This window comes from Inhella proteolytica, from assembly GCF_016093275.1.
Taxonomy (GTDB): Bacteria; Pseudomonadota; Gammaproteobacteria; order Burkholderiales; family Burkholderiaceae_C; genus Inhella; species Inhella proteolytica.
The window spans coordinates 25,071-42,835 of record NZ_JAEDAK010000012.1 but is presented as its reverse complement, the minus strand read 5'-3'; the positions used below and the strand labels follow the sequence as shown (position 1 = coordinate 42,835).

Genomic DNA, 17,765 nt, shown 5'->3' with positions numbered 1-17,765 from the left:
CACGGTCTATAGCAGCAGCGCAAACGTCGGCACCGGCTCGGCCAGGCCCTTGAAGGCCAGCGGCCCGAGCTCCTCGGTGCGGAACTCCGGCACCAGGGCCTGGGCGGTCGGTGCGTCCAGCAGCACGCTGAAGGCGGTCTGCTTCGTATGGGCCTCCAGGCGCGCGGCCAGGTTCACGGTGCTGCCGATGCAGGTGTAGGTGGCGCGCTGCTGGGTGCCGGTGTAGCCGGCAATCATGGCGCCGCTGGCGATGCCGATACCGATCGCGATCGGCGCCTTGCCCTCGGCCGCGCGCTCGGCGTTGTAGAGCTGGATCAGCTCCAGCATGTCCTGCGCGGCGCGCGCGGCGGCGCGTGCCGGCTGGGCCAGCGGCAGGGGCGCGCCGAAGATGGCCATCAGGCCGTCGCCGATCATCTGGTTCACCACCCCGCCCTGGCCGCTGATGGCGTCGAACATCAGCGTGTAGTAGGTGTTCAGCAGCTCGATGCTTTCCTCGGGCGCCTGCGTGTCCACCATGCGTGTGAAGCCGCGGATGTCGGCAAACATCACCGTGCCCTGCACATGACGGCCGCCGAGTGAAAAACCGCTGTCCTGCAGGTCCTCGGCCACCTCGCGCGTGGCGAAGCGGCGGATGAGCTCCTTCTGCTGGTCGCGCAGGCGCTTCTTCTCCAGGCTGGAGCCGATGCGCGCCTTCAGCAGCACGGGGTTGACGGGCTTGGGCAGGTAGTCCTCTGCTCCGAGCTCGATGCAGCGCACCACATGGGCCAGGCCTTCGAGCGCGCTGGTGATGATGACCGGCAGGTCGCGCAGCTGGCGGTCGGCGCGCAGGCGCTCCAGCAGACCGAAGCCGTCGAGCTCGGGCATCTCCATGTCCAGCAGCAGCAGGTCGAAGGGCTCGCGCTGCAGCAGCTCCAGCGCCACGCGGCCGTTCTCGGCGCAGGTCACCTGATGGCCCTGGATCTCCAGATTGCGCGTCAGCAGCAGGCGGTTGACCTTGTTGTCCTCGGCCAGCAGCAGGCGCGCCGGCCGCCCCTCAAGGCCGGCGGCCATGGCGCAGCTCCTGCAGGGCGGCCGCACTGCGCTGGTAGAGCGCATCCAGCGCGTCCAGCGCCGCGGGCTCGACCGGCAGGCCGCCCAGCTCCAGCGCACGCGCCGCCTCGGCCAGGGGCTGGGCGCCGAAGGACAGGCTGTTGCTCTTGATGGAATGCGCGGTGCGCCGGAAGGTCTGGGCGTCGTCCCGGGCCAGGGCCGTGCGCAGCGCGGCCAGCATGCGCGGCGCCTCCTCCAGGAAGGTGCCCACCAGCTCGGTTACGAACTCCGCACCGGCCGTCTGCTGCAGCTCGGCAAACGTTTCCCCGTCGATCAGTTCTCGCGTGTCACTCATGGCCGGTCGTCCTCCTGGGTGGCGGGCCGGGCCGGGGAGCAGCGCCCGAGGGCCTGCACCAGGGCCTCGACCCGGATCGGTTTGGTCACGTAATCATCCATCCCCGCCGCCATGCAGGCCTCGCGGTCGCCCTGCATGGCGTTGGCGGTCATGGCCACGATGCGAGGCCGCTCCTGCGGCCCCCACTTGGCGGTGATGTGGCGGCTGGCCTCCAGGCCGTCCATCTCGGGCATCTGCACGTCCATCAGCACCACGTCATAGGGCTGGCGCGCCAGGCTTTCGATGGCCTCGATGCCGTTGCTCGCCAGGTCGGCCCGGTAGCCCATCTGGCTCAAGAGGCGCAGCGCCAGCTTCTGGTTCACCACGTTGTCTTCGGCCAGCAGGATGCGCAGCGGGTGCGTCTGCGCCATCTTCGGGTCCAGCTGCGGGCGCTCGGCCACCGCCGGCACACGCACCCCCTGGCCCTCCAGCAGGGTCACCAGGGTGTCGAACAGCTGGCTCTGGCGCAGCGGCTTGTGCAGGTAGGCGGAAAACAGCCCCGCCTGCTCGCCCACTTCCTTGCGCCCGAGCGAGCTGAACAACACCAGCGGCAGCGCCGGGCGCAGCGCCTTCAGGCGCTGGGCCAGCACCAAACCATCCATGCCCGGCATGTGCATGTCCAGGATGGCGAGGTCAAAGGGCGTATCGCCCAGGCCCGCCAGCGCCGCCGCACCGCCGTCGAAGTCCTGTGGCACCAGGCCCCATTTGGCGGCCTGCAGGGCCAGCACGCGGCGGTTGGTGGCGTTGTCGTCCACCACCAGCAGGCGCCGCCCCTTGAGCGCCGGCTGCGGGCCCAGCAGCTCGCGGCGCGCTTCCTTGGGCGGCTGGGCCGCCGGCAGCTTCACGGTGAAGTGAAAGCTCGCCCCCGCCCCCAAGCCCGGGCTCTCGGCCCACATCGCGCCGCCCATCAGCTCGGCCATCTTCCTGCTGATCACCAAGCCCAAGCCGGTGCCGCCGTACTTGCGCGTGGTGCTGCTGTCGGCCTGGCTGAAGCTCTGGAACAGGCGCGCCTTGCCCTCGGGGCTCAGGCCGATGCCGGTGTCGCGCACCGTGAAGTGCAGGCCCCCGTCCACCGCCCGCACGCTCAGCACCACCTCGCCGGACTCGGTGAACTTCACGGCGTTGGACAGCAGGTTCAAGAGGATCTGGCGCAGCCGCGTCACATCGCCGCGTACGGCCAGGGGCAGCTCGCCCTCGAACACGTAGGCCAGGTCCAGATGCTTCTCGGCCGCCCGCGCGCCCACGAGATCCAGCGCCGACTCCACGCATTCGCGCAGCTCGAAGGGCTGGGTCTCCAGTTCCATGTGCCCGGCCTCGATCTTCGAAAAGTCCAGGATGTCGTTGATGATGGTCAGCAGGGCGTCGCCGCTGTCGCGGATGGTCTGCGCAAAGTCGCGCTGCTCGGCGTTCAGCGGCGTGTCCAGCAAGAGCCCGCTCATGCCGATCACCGCGTTCATCGGCGTGCGGATCTCGTGGCTCATGGTGGCCAGGAAGGCGCTCTTGGCCTCGTTGGCCTTTTCCGCCTGCGCCTTGGCCGCCGCCGCCTCCTCGAACAGCTGGGCGTTGCGCAGCGCCACCGCCGCCGCCAAGGAAAGCCCCTGCAGAAACTCCAGCGCCTGCGGGCTGTAGGGCTCGCCCCCGGTGCGCCACACCGCCATGGCGCCGCGCACCGCGCCACGGGCAATCAGCGGCGCCACCATCAGGCGTTCGTCCGCGTTCTGCGGCGTGTCCTCGATCTGCACCGCGCGCGGGTCGGCGCTGGTGTCGTTGATGCACTCGGCGCGGGCGTTCTGGATGATGCTGCCGATCACCCCCTGCCCCGGCCGCACCACGGTGTGGCGGATCTGCTCGGCGATGCCGCCCACCGCGACGATGGCGCGGTAGCACTCGGTCCCGCTGTCCGCATCGACCTCGGGCAGGAAGATCGCGCTGTCGTCCGCCCCCAGCAGCTCGCGGGCGTGCTCGGCAATGCGCTGCATCACGGTGCCCAGGTCCAGCGTGGAGGAGATGTCGCGGCCCACCTCGGCCAGCGCCGCGCTCTCGCGGGCTTGGCGCTGGTTCTCGGCAAACAGGCGCGCGTTCTGCAGGGCCATGCCCAGGGCCGTGGCCACGGTCTGCAGCAGCCGCACCTCGGACTCGCCAAAGGCGTCGGCGCGCTGGTGGTCTTCCAGCATGATGTCGCCCACCACCTGCTCGCCGACGATCAGCGGCATGCACAGGCCGGAACGCGCGATGTCCGTGCCTGGCGCGGTGGACTGGACCATGTCAGCCTCGCCCAGCACGATGTGCCGGCGGGTGGTCACCAGGGTTTCGGCAATGCCGCCCGGCCGCATCGGCTGCAGGTCACCCTCCAACTGCCGCAGGCGCTGGCCGTGCTCGATCATGTACAAGGTCTGATAGGACCGGCTCTCCCAGTCGTACCAGCTGATGCTCATGTCGGTCGTGCGCAGCACCTCCCGCAGGCGCTCGCCCACCTGCTCGACGATGCCGGCAAAGTCCAGGCTGCCGGCAATGCCCTGCTGGATGCTGTTGATCACCGCCAGCTCGGCGGCGCGCTGCTCGGTCTCCTTCAAAAGGCGCTGGGTTTCGTCGAACAGACGCGCGCTTTGCAGGGCCACGCCCATCGACGTCGCCACCGTCTGCAGCAGACGCACGTCGGCCGCGCCGAAGGCGTTCTCGCGCTCATGGTTTTCGACCGTCAGCCGGCCGATCACCCGGTCGCTGGCAATGATGGGGATGAAGGCCACGCTGAGCGACCGGTCGGTGCCGGGCAGCACGATGACCCCGCCCTGCTCCTGCTCTGCGACGCTGTTCAACACCGAGGGCGCGCGGCTTTGCAACATGCGCATGAAGCCAGGTCGTTCACTCAGCGGGCAGGGCGCCTCCGGTTGCAGAGGCTGGCCATGTTCGTAGGCGTACAGCGCCTGCAGCAACGCGTTCTTCTCGTCGAACCATTCGATGCTCAGGTCGCGCACCTTCAGCACCTCGCGCAGGGTGTCGCCCACCAGGGCCACGATGCCCTGGAACTCCAGGCTGCCGGCGATGCCCTGCTGGATGCTGTTGATCACCGCCAGTTCGGCGTTGCGCTGCTCGGTTTCCTTCAGGAGGCGCTGGGTTTCGGCAAACAGCCGGGCGTTTTCCAGCGCCACGCTGGTGGCGTTGGCCAGGGTCTGCAGCAGGCGCAGGTCGGACTCGCTGAAGGCGTTCTCCCGCTCCATATCGCTAACGGAAATCAGCCCCCGCACCTCCTCGCCCACCAACATCGGCACCATCAGCAGGGCCTTCTCCGCCACCGTGCCGGGCATCGTGTAAGAGCCGTAGCGCGCCGACTCCTCCGGGAGGTCCCGGTTGATCAGCACCGGCTCGCGCGTCGTACGGATGTGAGCCTCCAGGCCGCGCTCGGCAAAGGGGTCCGAATCGACATGGATGCGTTGCCCCCCTTCGACCAGGTAGGGGAAATGCGTGATCCGCGCCACCGGATCGAAAATGCGGATGCCGATGTCGCGCTGGCCCAGCACCTCGCGCAGTTTGTCGCCCACGGCCTCATAGATGCCCTGCAGGTCCAGCTGGCCGGCCAGCGCGGCCTGCACGCTGTTGATGACCGCCAGCTCGGCGGCGCGCTGCTCGCTTTCCTTGAACAGCCGCTGGGTTTCGTCGAACAGGCGGGCGTTCTCCAGCGCCACGCTCATGGCACCGGCCAGGGTTTCGAGCAGGCGCACGTCCGCCGGGCTGAAGGCGTGTTCGCGCTCCATGTCCATCAGGTTGAGCAGGCCACGTACCTCGCTGCCCACCTTCAGCGGCACGAACACGAAGGCCTTTTCCGTGGTGGTGCCCGGCAGCGTGTAGCTGCCGTAGCGGCGGTCCGCCTCGGCGGCGTTCTCGTTGACCACGATGGTCTCGCCAGTGCGCAGGATGTGGGCGGTGTAGCCGGCCGAAGGGATGGGCCCGGGCTCCAACGCGAGGCGCTGGCCGTTTTCAACCAGGTAGGCGAAGTGCTGGGTGCGCCGCTCCAGGTCGAACACGCGGATGCTCAGGTCGCGCCCGCCGAAGATCTGGTGCAGCTGCTCGCCCACGGCCTCGTAGATGCCCTGGATGTGGAGGTTGCCGGCCAGGGCCGCCTGCACCGCGTTGACGATGGCCAGCTCGGCCGCGCGCGCCTCGGCCTGCTGCTGGGCGGCGCGGGCCTCGGCCGTACGAGCAGTCACGGCCGCCTCCAGCCCCTCGGCGCGGCGCACATTGCTCAGCGCCACCGCCGCCTGGGCGGCCAGCAGGCCGAGCAGCTGGGTGTCGGCGGCCTCGAAGCGGCCATAGGCGCCGTCCAGATCGGCGTACAGGAAGCCCAGCAGCTCATGCTGGGCGCGCAGCGGCGCCACCAGGCAGCTGCGCTGCGCTTCGGGCGGCGCGCCCGGGGGACCGTGGCGCAGGCTCACGGCGCCGCTGCGCCGGGCGTCATGCAGCCAGGGGGTGATGGCCCGCAGCAGCGCGGCCTGGCCGGCTTCGTCCTGTTCGGGCAGGGGCAGGCGGTGGGCGGCAATCTGCAGCACCTCGTCCTGCGGTGCCTCTGGCGTGGAATCCAGCCGCACCCAGAGCACGCGCTGGGCGCCGCTGAGCTCGGTCAGCTCGTCCACCAGGAACTGCTGCAGCTCGGCGCTGCCCGGGCATTCGTTCATGCGCAGGCCGGTGTCGAGCAGGCGCTGGAAGGGTTCGGCCTCGGCCACGGGCAGGCGCAAATGCGCCAGGCGCTCGGCCTCGGGCAGGCCCCGCGCCGCCGCCTCGTTCAGCCAGGCGTGCACGATGGCGCGGTGGTCGGCGTGCTTGTTCAGCACGTTGCGGCGCAGCCCGGCGTCGCGCAGCTCGCGCACCTGGGCCAGCAGCAGGGCGTGGGCCTGCTGCAGTGCGGCCCAGGCGGCATCCGGCTGGCCGCAGGCGGCCAGCGCGCAGTGGTGCTGCCACCACAGGCTGGGCGGGTGCAGGCCGTTCAGGACGGCCAGGCCGGCGGCACGGTGCTGGGCGGTGGCGGCCTGGCTGTGGCGCAGCGCGGCGCGGGCCTGCCCCTGCGCCAGCAGGGCCCGAACCCACAAGGCCTGCAGGCCCAGCGCAAAGCCCGGTTCGGATTCCGCATCGACCGCCTTGGCCCGCGCCGCCAGGGCGCGCGCAACCTGCGCCGGGCGGCCCGCGGCCAGGCCCCATTCGGCCTCCGGCGAGACCAACTCGATGCCACTGCCGGGCAGGCGTTGCCGCAGCTCCCGCGCCTCGTCCAGCGCCACGCGGGCGGCATCCAGCCGGCCCAGGGTCACCTGGGCGCTGGCCAGGTTGCCCAACGAAACCAGCAACTGCGGCAGGGCCTGCATGCTGCGGGCATGGCGGGCGGCCTGCTCGTATTGCTGCACTGCACGCTCCAGCAAGCCCAGCCGGGCATAGGTCTCGCCCAGGTTGCCGGCCGCCATGGTCTGCCGCTCGCGGTAGCCCGCGCGCTCGAAGGCCTCGAACGCCGCGCGGGAGAGCCGCAGGTTGGCCGCCAGGTCCTCTTCCCAGAAGGTGTGCACATTGAGCAGATTGCCCTCGGCCAGGGTGTCGCCGCAGGCACGCGCCAGCGCCAGGCCGCGTGCGGCGGCTTGTTGGGCCGGGGCCAGCTGGCCACAGGCCAACTGCAGGACGGCGCGCAGCCAAAGCGATCGGGCCTGGGCCGAAGGGTCGTCCCGCCCGGCCAGCAGCGCGTCGCAGCGGTCCACATCCGCCAGGCCGGGCTCCGTGCGCCGGGCGCGGAAGTGCAGCTCGGCGCGGCAGCACAGCGCCAAGACCAAGGGGGCGCTCTGGCGGCCGGCCTGGGCCACGGCTTCGTCGGCGGCGCGGCCGGCCTCGCTCAGGCGGCCCTGGCGCATCAGCACCCAGGCGCGCTGCGCATGCAGCTCACTCTTGGCGGCCCGGCCGGGCACGGCCAGGCCTGCATCGGCCGCGCTCAGCGCCTCGTCCAGCCGGCCCAGTGCCAGCAGGCTTTCGCTGCGCAGCCGCTGCAAGGGGCCGCGTTCGGCGGCGGCGCCGCGCGGCCGGGCCAGGGCCTGCTCGCACAGGGCGAGGGCTTGTTCGTGCTGGCCGGCCCAGGCGAGTGCGGCGATGCGGGGGATCAAGGTGTCAGGCATCTTGGCGAGCAGGGGTTCGAGTCAGCGCGTGGACGAGGGCCTCGACGCGGATCGGTTTGGTCACGTAGTCATCCATGCCGGCGGCGATGCAGGCCTCGCGGTCGCCCTGCATGGCATTGGCGGTCATGGCCACGATGCGCGGACGCTCCTTGGGCCCCCACTTGGCAGTGATGTGGCGGCTGGCCTCCAGGCCGTCCATCTCGGGCATCTGCACGTCCATCAGCACCACGTCATAGGGCTGGCGCGCCAGGCTTTCGATGGCCTCGATGCCATTGGCCGCCAGGTCGGCGCGGTAGCCCATCTGGCTGAGCAGGCGCAGCGCCAGCTTCTGGTTCACGACGTTGTCCTCGGCCAGCAGGATGCGCAGCGGATGGCGCTCGGCCAGGCGAGCGTCGAGCTGGGGCTTGGCCTCGGCATCGGGGCGTGGTGCGGCGTGGTGGTCCAGCAGGGTCACCAAGGTGTCGAACAGCTGGCTCTGGCGCAGCGGCTTGTGCAGGTAGGCGGCAAAAAGGCCGTCGGCATCGCCCACCTCCTTGCGCCCGAGCGAGCTGAACAGCACCAAGGGCAGCGTGGGGCGCTGGGCCTTGAGGCGGCGGGCCAGTTCCAGGCCGTCCATGCCGGGCATGTGCATGTCGAGCACGGCCAGGTCGCAGGGGCTTTCCGCCAGCGCCGCGAGTGCCGCGAGTGCCGCGGCGCCGCTCTCATAGTCCTGCGGCACCAGACCCCATTTGGCGGCCTGCAAGGCCAGCACGCGGCGGTTGGTGGCGTTGTCGTCCACCACCAGGAGCCGGCGGCCCTGCAGCGCCGGCTGGGCGCCCAGCAGCTCGCGCCGCACCGGCGCCGCCAGCGTGGCGGGCTCGGCCCGGATGCTGAAGTGGAAGGCCGCGCCCTGCCCCAGCCCGGCGCTTTCGGCGCGCATGCGGCCGCCCATCAGCTCGGTCAGGCGCTTGCTGATGGCCAGGCCCAGGCCCGTGCCGCCGTACTTGCGGGTGGTGGAGCTGTCGGCCTGGCTGAAGCTCTGGAACAGGCGCGAGAGGCCGGCGGGGCTGAGGCCGATGCCGGTGTCGCGCACGCAGAAATGCAGGGTCGGGCCGTCGGCGCGGACGGTCAGCACCACCTCGCCGGCCTCGGTGAACTTGACCGCGTTGGAGAGCAGGTTCAGGAGCACCTGGCGCAGCCGCGTCACATCGCCGCGCACCACGGGCGGCACCTCGCCCTCGAACAGGTAGACGAGGTCCAGCTGCTTGTCGGCAGCGCGGCTGGCGACCAGATCGAGCGCGGACTCCACGCACTCGCGCAGGTCAAAAGCCTGCTGCTCAATGTCCATGCGACCAGCCTCGATCTTCGAGAAATCGAGGATGTCGTTGATGATGGTGAGCAGCGCATCGCCGCTGTCGCGGATGGTGCTGGCGTAGTCACGCTGCTCGGCGCTGAGCGGTGTGTCCAGCAGGAGCCCGCTCATGCCGATCACCGCGTTCATCGGCGTGCGGATCTCGTGGCTCATGGTGGCCAGGAAGGCGCTCTTGGCCTCGTTGGCGCCTTCGGCCTGCTTGCGCGCCTCACGGGCTTCGGCATAGAGCTGGGCATTGCGGATGGCCACGCCCACGCCGGCGGCCAGGGTGTCCAGCAGGTTCTGATCCGCCAGCGAGAAGCGCCCCTCGCGCTGCGTGCTCTGCACGCTGAGCACGCCGATGGCACGCTCCTCCACCCGGATCGGCACGCCCAGGTAGCTGGCGGCCTCGACCCCGAGCTGCTCGGCGCCCATCGCATCGGCGGCGGCATCCACGTCCTCGTTCAAGAGCAGGGGCTGGCCGGTCTCGATGATCTTGCCGGTCAGGCCCTCGCCCACCGCCTGCTCGTCCAGTTCCTCGCCATGCGCGTACGGGAAGCGGATGCGGCCGGCCGCCTCGTCGAGCAGCGCGATGTAGGCGATGTCGGCCTTGAAGGTTTCGCGCATCTTCTCGCCCACGCTGCGGATCAGATCGCCCAACTCGATGCTGCTGGTGAGCGCCTGCCCGAGGGCGTTGACGGTGGCCAGCTCGTTGGCACGCTGCTGGGTCTGTTCGAACAGGCGCGCGTTCTCCAGCGCCACGCTCATGCTGCCGGCCAGGGTGGTGAGCAGGCGCACGTCGGCGTCACTGAAGGCGTGCTCACGGTCCACGTTGTCCAGGCCGATCATGGCCACCACCGCACCCCCGAGCAGCACCGGCACGCGCAGCAGGCTCTGCGAACTGGCGGTGCCCGGGATGGTCAGGCGCTCGATGCCGAGCGCGCGCATGCGCCCATCCATGTCCTCGTTGATCAGCAGCGGCTGCTGGCTGCGGATCACATGCCAGGCCAGCGTGGAGATGGGGCCGTCCGGCACGCTGTGGCGCTGCCCGCGCTCGATCAGGAACTCGAAGTGGCGGCGGTCGCCCTCGATGTCGAAGCTGGCGATGCTGATGCTCTGCGAGTCGAACAGCTCGCGCAGGCGCTCGCCCACCAGGTGGTAGATGGCCTGCGCGTCCAGCTTGTTGGCCAGGCCCTGCTGCACGCCATTGATGACGGCCAGCTCCGCGGCGCGCTGCTCGCTGTCCTTGAACAGGCGCTGGGTCTCGTCGAACAGGCGCGCGTTCTCCAGCGCCACGCCCATCGAGGTGGCAATGGTCTGCAGCAGGCGGACCTCGGACTCACCATAAGCATGCTCGCGCTCATGGTCCTCGGTGTCGATGACGCCGAGCATGCGATCGCCGACGATCACCGGCACCTTGATCACGGACAGGGCCTGGTCGGTGCCCGGCACCAGCGCCACCCCCTGGGCGGCCATCTCGGCCAGGCTGTTGATGACCATCGGCCGCCGGTCCTGCTGCATGCGCCACCAGCTGCTACCGGGCCCCGGCGTCAGCGGTTCCAGGTGCAAGCGCTCGTTGTGCTCCACCACATAGAGGTGCTGCAACTGGTTGGCCGCCGGGTCGTACCAGACGATGCCCAGGTTCTCGGTCTTCAGCACCTCGCGCAACTTGTCGCCCACCAACTCGACGATGCCCTGGAAATCCAGGCTGCCGGCCATGCCCTGCTGGATGCTGTTGATGACCGCCAACTCGGCGTTGCGCTGCTCGGTTTCCTTGAGCAGGCGCTGGGTCTCGTCGAAGCGCTGGGCCGACTGCAGCGCCACGGCCATGGAGGCGGCCACGGTCTGCAGCAGGCGCACCTCGGCCTCGCCATAAGCCTGCTCGCGCTGGTGGTTCTCCATGCCGAGCAGGCCAAGCACCTGGTCGCTCGCCATCAAGGGCACATAGACGGCGGACTTGGCCCGGTCGGTGCCCGGCATCACGCCCAGACCCAGGCCCTCGCTCAGCGAGTTGCGCACATAGGGCTGGCGGCTGCGCGAGATCTGGTCCCAGGTGCCGCCGGGGATCGGCGGGGCCGGCGCGATCTGCAGGCGCTGACCATGCTCGATCTCGTACAGGCAGTGCATCTCGCCGCGCACGGGGTCGAACCAACGGATGGCGATGTCCTCGCTGTGCAGCACGCGGCACAGGGTCGCGCCCACCATCTCGACGATGCCCTGGAAATCCAGCGAGCCGGCCATGCCCTGCTGAATGCTGTTGATGACCGCCAGCTCTGCGTTGCGCTGTTCGGTCTCCTTCAGCAGGCGCTGGGTCTCGTCGAACAGGCGGGCGTTCTCGAGCGCCACGCCCATGGCGCCGGCCAGGCTCAGCAGCAGGCGCACATCGGCCTCGCTGAAGGCGTGCTCGCGCTCCAGGTCGGCCAGATTGAGCACGCCGCAGACCTGCGTGCCACTCCGGAGCGGCACGAACACCAGGGCCTTCTCGCTCTGCGTGCCCGGCTGGGTGGCGCCGCTGTAGCGGCGGTCGGCGGCCTCGATGTCCTCGTTGACGACGATGCACTCGCCGGTGCGCAGCACATGCGCAAAGTAGCCGCGGTCCAGCAGCGGCGTGGGCTGCAGATGCAGGCGCTCACCGCCTTCCACCACATAGACCCAGTGCACGCGGCGGGCCACGGGGTCGAGGATCCGGATATTCAGGTCGCGGCCGCCGAAGATCTCGCGCAGCTGGTCGCCCACGCGCTCGTAGAGAGCGGGCAGGCCGAGCCGGTCGGTCAGGGCCTGCTGCACGGTGTTCAGCACCGCCAGCTCGGCACGGGCCTGGTGCAATTGCTGCAAGGCCTCGTCCCGCGAAAGCTGCGGGGCGGCGGCAGGTACGGGGTCGGCCAGAGTCATTCTCAGCTCCCTGCGCAGGCCGGCCCGGGCGCGAAGGCAGCGGCGGGTCGCCAGCCGGGCAGCCTATTCCTGGCCCGGCGCGGCCTGCACAGCAGGAACCCTGAGAAAAGTCACGGCTACAGTCGCCGGGCTGTTGGGCACGGAGGACTTCGATGGAAATCCTGGGCTATGTGCTGGGCGGGCTGGGCGCGGTGCTGATGCTGGCCAGCTACCTGATGAAGAGCATGATGCCGCTGCGCATCGTGGCCCTGCTGGCCTGCGTGTGCCTGCTGGCCTACGGGGCGGTGTTCAAGGCCCTGCCCACGCTGCTGCTGTATGCAGCCCTGGTGCCGATCAACATCAAGAAGGTGCTGCATATGCGCCGCCTGGTGCGCGAGATCGAGGCCACGCGCGTCGACGACCCGGTGGCCGACTGGCTGCTGCCGCACATGAAGCGGCGCGAGCACAAGGCCGGCGAGCTGCTCTGGAACAAGGGCGACCACGCCGACGAGATGCTCTACCTGGCCCAGGGCGAGCTGCTGCTGGTGGAGCATGACGAGACGCTCTGGCCGGACAGCCTGGTGGGCGAGATCGGTCTGTTCGCACCCGACAACCGCCGCACCCTGAGCCTGCGCTGCAAGACCGATTGCGTGGTCTACACGATGTCCGGCGAGATGCTGCAGCAGCTCTACTTCCAGAGCCCCAAGCTGGGCTACCACGTGATGCGCTTGATCGTGTCGCGCCTGATGCACGACGTGGAGAAGGCCGCGGCCAAGGCCCGAGCCGCCGTGCACGCGGCACCGCGCCCGCCCGGCCCGGGCCGGGCACCGATGCCGGCCGTGCCACAGTAGCTGCCCCTCATCCAAACAACGGGAGCACCGCATGATCGGCTACACCACCCTTGGCACCAACGACCTGCCGCGCGCCACCGCTTTCTACGACGCGCTGTTCGGCGTGCTCGGCATCCAGCGCATCATGGATTTCGGCCGCGGCTACGCCTGGGGCACGGGCATGGACAAGCCGGGCTTCGGGGTCATGAAGCCCTTCGACGGCCAGCCCGCCACTGCCGGCAACGGCACCATGGTGGCCCTGGTGGTGGACAGCCAAGACAAGGTGAACGCCGTGCACGCCAAGGCGCTGGAACTGGGCGGCAAGGACGAGGGCGCGGTGGGCTTTCGCGGCGAGGGCTTCTACGCCGGCTACTTCCGCGACCTGGACGGCAACAAGCTCAACGTGTTCTGCATCGTCAAGCCCTGAACACCCCCTCAGGGTGCACGCACCACGCGGTTGCGCCCCTGCTGCTTGGCCTGGTAGAGCGCCGCGTCGGCGCGTGAACTCAGCGCGCTGAAGTCCTCGCCCGGCGCCCGCTGGGCCAGGCCCACGCTGACGCGCACTGGTGCCAGGCCGGGCGCCAGCGCCGCCCAGTCCTGCGCCATCACGGCCTGGCGCAGGCGCTCGGCAATCGCCAGCGCCGCGGGCCCCTCGGCCCCGGGCAGCAGCAGCACGAACTCCTCGCCCCCCAGGCGCGCCAGCAGATCGCCCTGGCGCAGCTGCGCGCCCAGCACCTGCACCAGCTGGCGCAGCACGGCGTCGCCCACGGGGTGGCCATGCTGGTCGTTGACCTGCTTGAAGTGGTCCACGTCCACCAGCAGCAGGGCCAGCGGCGCCTCACGCTGGCCCCAGAGCGGCACGGAAGCCTGCTGCAGGCCCAGGCGGTTCAGGGCGCCGGTCAGCGGATCGTGCAGGGCGGCGTCTTCCCAGGCGCGGGCGCGGTCGCGCAGGCCATCGGCCTCGCGGCGGCTGCGCTCCAGCTCCTCGAACAGGCTGGCACTGCGCGTCAGCAGCTGCACGCGCTGGGCCAGCTGGCGCTTCCAGTGCCGCACGCCTTGGCGCGCCCAGTCCAGCGCGGCCTCGGCCTGGCCGGCGGCCTGTTCCAGGTGCACGCCTTCGTCCAGGATGCGCCCGCGCACATGCGGCAGTTGCGCCTGGGTGGCGAGCTGTTCGGCCTGCTGCAGATGTTCCCGCGCCTCGTCGAGCCGGCCCAGGCGGCGCAGTGCCACGGCGGTGCCGAACAGGGCCTCGGCATGCATGGAGGGGTGGGCGGCGGTGAGTGCCTCGGCGCGCTCGAACACCGGCAGAGCTTCTTCCACGCGGCCCAGCTCCAGCAGGCCGAAGCCCAGGCTGCTGCAGGCAAAGCCGGCGTGGGCCTGCAGCCCGGCCTGCAGCGCCAACGGCAGCGCGCGCTCGGCGTACGCCATGGCCAGCCGGGCCAGCACGCCGCGGCGTTCGGCCTGCTCGGCCTCGTCGCGGTGCCAGCCTTCGTCCACGCAGGCATAGGCCAGGTTCACCAGGGCCACCACCACGCCGCGCGGGTCGGCCTGCTCCTCGGCCAGTTCCAGGCAGGCCTGCAGGGCCACGCGCGCGGGCTCGAACTGCTCCAGCATGGCCAGCAGCGTGCCCTGGGTGCCCAGGGCCTTGCGGCGGCCGGGGGAGCGGGGGGCGTCTTCGGTGAGCGCCAGCGCGCGCGCCGCCCAGCCCAGGCCGCGCTCGGCATCGCCCAGCATGCCCAGCGCATAGGCCAGGCCGGTGTAGACCCAGTCGAGCCGCGGCGCGAGCGCGCTGTGTTCCAGCTCGTGCAGGCAGGGCACCAGGCGCTGCAACGAATCCTGCACATGGCCCTGCTGGATGGCGACGACCGCCTGCAGCGCCACGCCCAGGGCCTGGTTCAGCGGCGTGGAGGCTGGGGTGGCGGCCTGCCAACCCTGCGCGGCGCCGGCCACATCGCCGGCCTGGGCACGCGCCAGCACGGCCTCGCGCAGGGCCTCCGTCGCCTGTTCGTCCATCGCTCCCTCGGTGTTCTGCAGCCAGGCGCGGATTCTCAGCCCGCGGGGCCGCCGCCGATGCGCAGCATCTGCCGGTACAGCGGCTTGAGCCGACCGTACATGGGGCGATAGATCGAGCCGTAGGTCTGGTCGTACAGATCGGCCGCGGCCGGGTTGGGCTCGAACCAGCGCGCCACGCGCGTCATCTCGCGCACGGCGGTGGGGAAGTCGGCGTGCAGGCCCAGGCCCACGGCGGCGTCCATGGCCGCGCCCAGGCCCGAGGTTTCGTGCGTGTGCGGACGCGCCACGGGCAGGCGGAAGACATCGGCGGTGAGCTGCATGGCGGCATTGCTTTGCGAGCCCCCGCCGCTGACGCGCAGCTCCTTGAGCGTGAGCCCGGCGCGCCTTTCCAGCCGCTCGCGCCCGCCGCGCAGCGCATAGGCCAGGCCTTCGAGGATGGCGCGGTACAGGTGCGCGCGGGTGTGCTGCTCGCTGAAACCGATGATGGCGCCGCGTGCCTCGGGGCCGGGCTCGCGGATGCCCGGACTCCAGGTGGGCTGGAGCGTCAGGCCCAGCGAGCCCGGCGGCACCTGGGCCACCAGCTCGTCGAACAAGGCCTCGGGCGCCACGCCCAGGGATTCGGCGGCGGCGCGTTCGGGGTGGCCGAACTGCTCCTTGAACCAGCTCACCAGCCAGAAGCCGCGCGTGATCTGCACCTCGACGCTGTAGTGCCCCGGCACCGCGGCCGGATACGGCGGCACGAAGGCGGTGTGCTCCAGGTAGCGCGGGCTGGTGAGGTTGATGGTGGCGGTGGTGCCGTAGCTCAGCGCCCCCACCTCGGGCGCCAGCGCGCCCGAGCCGAGGATCTCGCAGGCCTTGTCGGCCGCGGCGGCCAGCACGGGTGTGCCGGCGGGGATGCCGCTGGCCGCGGCCGCGGCCGGCGTCACCTGGCCGAGGGTGCTGCCCACCGGCAGCAGTTCGGGCAGTTGCTCGGGCCGCACGGCCAGGGCCTGCCATTTCCAGTCGCTGCCCGGCGCCCAGGTGTGGCGCTTGTAGTCGAAGGGCAGGTAGGCCACCTGGGAGCCGATGCTGTCGGCAAAGCGGCCGCTCAGGCGCTGGTTCAACAGGCCGCTGAGCAGCATGAACTTGTGCGTGCGCTGGTGCAGCGCGGGCTCGTGCTGGGCCCACCAGTTGACGGGCGCGGCGCGCTGGAAGCCGTCGATGGTGCCGGCCACGCCGGCCAGGGCGAAGGCGGCACGCCACCAGGGCGCGATGCGCGGCAGTTGATCGGCGCGGCGCTGATCCAGCCAGATGATGGCCGGGGCCAGGCAGCGGCCGTCGGCGTCCATCGGCACGAGCGAACCGCGCTGGGTGGTGACGGACACGCCGGCCAGGCGCTGGCGCCATTGCGGTTGCTCGGCCCAGAGGCGCTGGCAGCAGCTGGCGGCGGCCAGCCAGAAGGCCTCGCCGTCATGCGTCATCCAGCCCGGGTGTTCGCGCTGGTAGTCGGTGAAGACCTGCTGCTGGCGGCCCAGCAGCTGGCCCTGCAGATCGAACACCAGGGCGCGCACGGACTGGGTGCCCAGGTCGATGGAGAGCAGCAGATCTTTCAAACGAACACTCCATGTTGGGCGTGCGTCAGCGCCAGGTAGCTCTCAGCTTCTTGCGCGAAGCGCGCGGCGTCCCAGCCCAGCAGCTCCTGGCAATGGAGCCGCAGGGCCGGCAGCAGGCCGGCGGCGAAATCGGGTTGCAGCAGACCCAGGCGGGTGCGGCGCAGCAGCAGGTCGTCGAGGTGGTGCACCTGCTCATGCTGCAGGCTGTGGCGGATCTCGCCGATCAGGGTTTGCGTGCCCGGCAAGGGCGTGCGGCCCTGCGCGAGCACGGCGGGGGCCAGGGCGCCGAAGCGGCCGCGCAGGCGCCGGGCCTGGGCGGGCTCCAGTGGCAGCGCGGCGCCGCCGGCGGGCATCAGGATCTCGGGGCCCGTCTCCGCCCGCAGCCCCGGCAACCAGGGCCGCGCCGCTTGCAAGGCCTGGCGCGCCATGACGCGGAAGGTGGTGAGCTTGCCGCCGCCCACCGCCACCAGGCCCTGATGCGCCAGCACCAGGTGCTCGCGGCTTTCGTCCGAGGGCTTGCGGCCCGCGCCGCTAGCGATCACCGGGCGAATGCCGGCCCAGCTGCTGCGCACATCGGCCGCGCGCAGGCCGGCGCGCGGGAACTGGGCGTTCAGCCCGCGCAGCAGGTAGCCCTGCTCGGGCCGGGTGAGCTGCGGCGCCTGCGCCAGGTCGGGGTGGTCTTCGTCGGTGGTGCCTACCAGCAGCGCGCCCTGCCAGGGGTAGGCAAACACCGGGCGGCCGTCCTCGGGGTGGCTCCAGGCCACGGCGCAGGCCAGCGGCAGGCGCCACAGCGGCAGCAGCAGATGCGAGCCGCGCAGCGGGCGCAGGCGCGGCGCGGGCAGACCCAGTTGGGCCGCGAGCGGGCCGAGGTAGGCACCGGTGGCGGCGATGACGGCCTGGCAGTCAATGACCTGCTCGCCGCCACCGGGCCCGCGCAGGCGCGCGCCCCGCACCTGGCCCTGTGCATCGCGCAGCAGCTCAACCAGTTCGGTGCGGTTGCGCAGCTGCGCGCCATGGGCCTGGGCTTCCTGCAGCACGCGCAGGGTCAGGCGGGCGTCATCCGCCGTCGCGTCTTCGTACAGGCTGGCGCCTTGCTCGGCGCGCAGGCCCGGGGCCAGCCATTGCGTGGTGTGCGCGTCGGCAAAGGCGCGCGTGCGGCGACCGGCCAGGCGGTCGTACAGCCACAGGCCGGCCTGCATCGTGCGCGGGCCGGGCTTGGCGCCGGGGTTGTGCGCCATCAGGAAGCGCAGGGGCTCGACGAGTCCGGGGGCGTCCTGCAGCAGTTGCTCGCGTTCCTGCAGCGACTCCTGGGTGAGGTGCAGCGCCCCCCGCTTCAGGTAGCGCAGGCCGCCGTGCACCAGCTTGCTGCTGCGGCTGCTGGCACCCCAGGCGAAATCGTTCGGCTCGATGAGGAGCACCTTGAGGCCTCGGCGCGCGGCTTCAAGGGCGCAGCCGGCGCCGGTGATGCCGCCGCCGAGGATGAGGAGGTCGAACTTCATTCGGTTCGACCTTGACGGGCTTGATCTGATCGAAAGACCCCGCCGGGATTTCGCCCCGGCAGGCGAC

The 17,765-nt window shown here is 71.1% G+C and carries 9 protein-coding genes; 2 read left to right on the top strand and 7 right to left on the bottom strand.

The window, feature by feature from the left end; translation table 11 throughout:
* Window positions 1-6 precede the first annotated feature (6 nt).
* Genes I7X39_RS16270 through I7X39_RS16255 form a run of 4 tightly spaced genes read right to left on the bottom strand, consistent with a single transcriptional unit; the run spans window position 7 to window position 11,785 of the window.
* Window positions 7-1,050: an adenylate/guanylate cyclase domain-containing protein gene (locus I7X39_RS16270; protein ID WP_198112220.1), complete on the bottom strand. Its 1,044-nt coding sequence runs from the start codon at window positions 1,048-1,050 to the stop codon at window positions 7-9.
* On the bottom strand, window positions 1,034-1,384 hold the full coding sequence (locus I7X39_RS16265; RefSeq protein ID WP_198112219.1) for an Hpt domain-containing protein: 351 nt from the start codon (window positions 1,382-1,384) through the stop codon (window positions 1,034-1,036). The genes I7X39_RS16270 and I7X39_RS16265 overlap by 17 nt, the downstream gene beginning before the upstream one ends.
* Entirely contained in the window at window positions 1,381-7,563 is a 6,183-nt protein-coding gene (locus I7X39_RS16260) for a GAF domain-containing protein (RefSeq protein WP_198112218.1), read from the bottom strand. Before I7X39_RS16260 ends, I7X39_RS16265 begins: the two co-directional genes overlap by 4 nt.
* Window positions 7,556-11,785, bottom strand: coding sequence for a GAF domain-containing protein (locus I7X39_RS16255; protein WP_198112217.1), 4,230 nt, complete (start codon window positions 11,783-11,785; stop codon window positions 7,556-7,558). The genes I7X39_RS16260 and I7X39_RS16255 overlap by 8 nt, the downstream gene beginning before the upstream one ends.
* A gap of 152 nt (window positions 11,786-11,937) precedes the next feature.
* On the opposite strand from I7X39_RS16255, the gene I7X39_RS16250 reads away from it, so the two are divergent.
* Both I7X39_RS16250 and I7X39_RS16245 read left to right on the top strand, forming a co-directional pair.
* Window positions 11,938-12,615, top strand: coding sequence for a Crp/Fnr family transcriptional regulator (locus tag I7X39_RS16250; protein WP_198112216.1), 678 nt, complete (start codon window positions 11,938-11,940; stop codon window positions 12,613-12,615).
* A gap of 31 nt (window positions 12,616-12,646) precedes the next feature.
* Window positions 12,647-13,021, top strand: a complete 375-nt coding sequence (locus I7X39_RS16245) for a VOC family protein (RefSeq protein ID WP_198112215.1) — start codon at window positions 12,647-12,649, stop codon at window positions 13,019-13,021.
* Window positions 13,022-13,029: 8 nt separating this feature from the next.
* On the opposite strand, the gene I7X39_RS16240 is transcribed toward I7X39_RS16245, so the two are convergent.
* The 3 genes from I7X39_RS16240 to I7X39_RS16230 are packed head-to-tail and all read right to left on the bottom strand — an operon-like array spanning window position 13,030 to window position 17,698.
* A complete protein-coding gene (locus tag I7X39_RS16240; RefSeq protein WP_198112214.1) occupies window positions 13,030-14,607 on the bottom strand; it encodes a GGDEF domain-containing protein in 1,578 nt (525 codons plus the stop codon).
* Between the two features lie 35 nt (window positions 14,608-14,642).
* Window positions 14,643-16,199: an FGGY-family carbohydrate kinase gene (locus I7X39_RS16235; RefSeq protein ID WP_198112213.1), complete on the bottom strand. Its 1,557-nt coding sequence runs from the start codon at window positions 16,197-16,199 to the stop codon at window positions 14,643-14,645.
* Complete coding sequence (locus tag I7X39_RS16230) at window positions 16,196-17,698, bottom strand: glycerol-3-phosphate dehydrogenase/oxidase (RefSeq protein WP_198112212.1); 1,503 nt, start codon at window positions 17,696-17,698, stop codon at window positions 16,196-16,198. The genes I7X39_RS16235 and I7X39_RS16230 overlap by 4 nt, the downstream gene beginning before the upstream one ends.
* Window positions 17,699-17,765: the final 67 nt, after the last annotated feature.

What these genes read in the sequence shown, in the direction of transcription:
- I7X39_RS16240 (WP_198112214.1), bottom strand. Translation starts at nt 14,607, where the DNA reads ATGGACGAACAGGCGACGGAGGCCCTGCGCGAGGCCGTGCTGGCGCGT.
- I7X39_RS16230 (WP_198112212.1), bottom strand. Translation starts at nt 17,698, where the DNA reads ATGAAGTTCGACCTCCTCATCCTCGGCGGCGGCATCACCGGCGCCGGC.
- I7X39_RS16250 (WP_198112216.1), top strand. Translation starts at nt 11,938, where the DNA reads ATGGAAATCCTGGGCTATGTGCTGGGCGGGCTGGGCGCGGTGCTGATG.
- I7X39_RS16260 (WP_198112218.1), bottom strand. Translation starts at nt 7,563, where the DNA reads ATGCCTGACACCTTGATCCCCCGCATCGCCGCACTCGCCTGGGCCGGC.
- I7X39_RS16245 (WP_198112215.1), top strand. Translation starts at nt 12,647, where the DNA reads ATGATCGGCTACACCACCCTTGGCACCAACGACCTGCCGCGCGCCACC.
- I7X39_RS16255 (WP_198112217.1), bottom strand. Translation starts at nt 11,785, where the DNA reads ATGACTCTGGCCGACCCCGTACCTGCCGCCGCCCCGCAGCTTTCGCGG.
- I7X39_RS16270 (WP_198112220.1), bottom strand. Translation starts at nt 1,050, where the DNA reads ATGGCCGCCGGCCTTGAGGGGCGGCCGGCGCGCCTGCTGCTGGCCGAG.
- I7X39_RS16265 (WP_198112219.1), bottom strand. Translation starts at nt 1,384, where the DNA reads ATGAGTGACACGCGAGAACTGATCGACGGGGAAACGTTTGCCGAGCTG.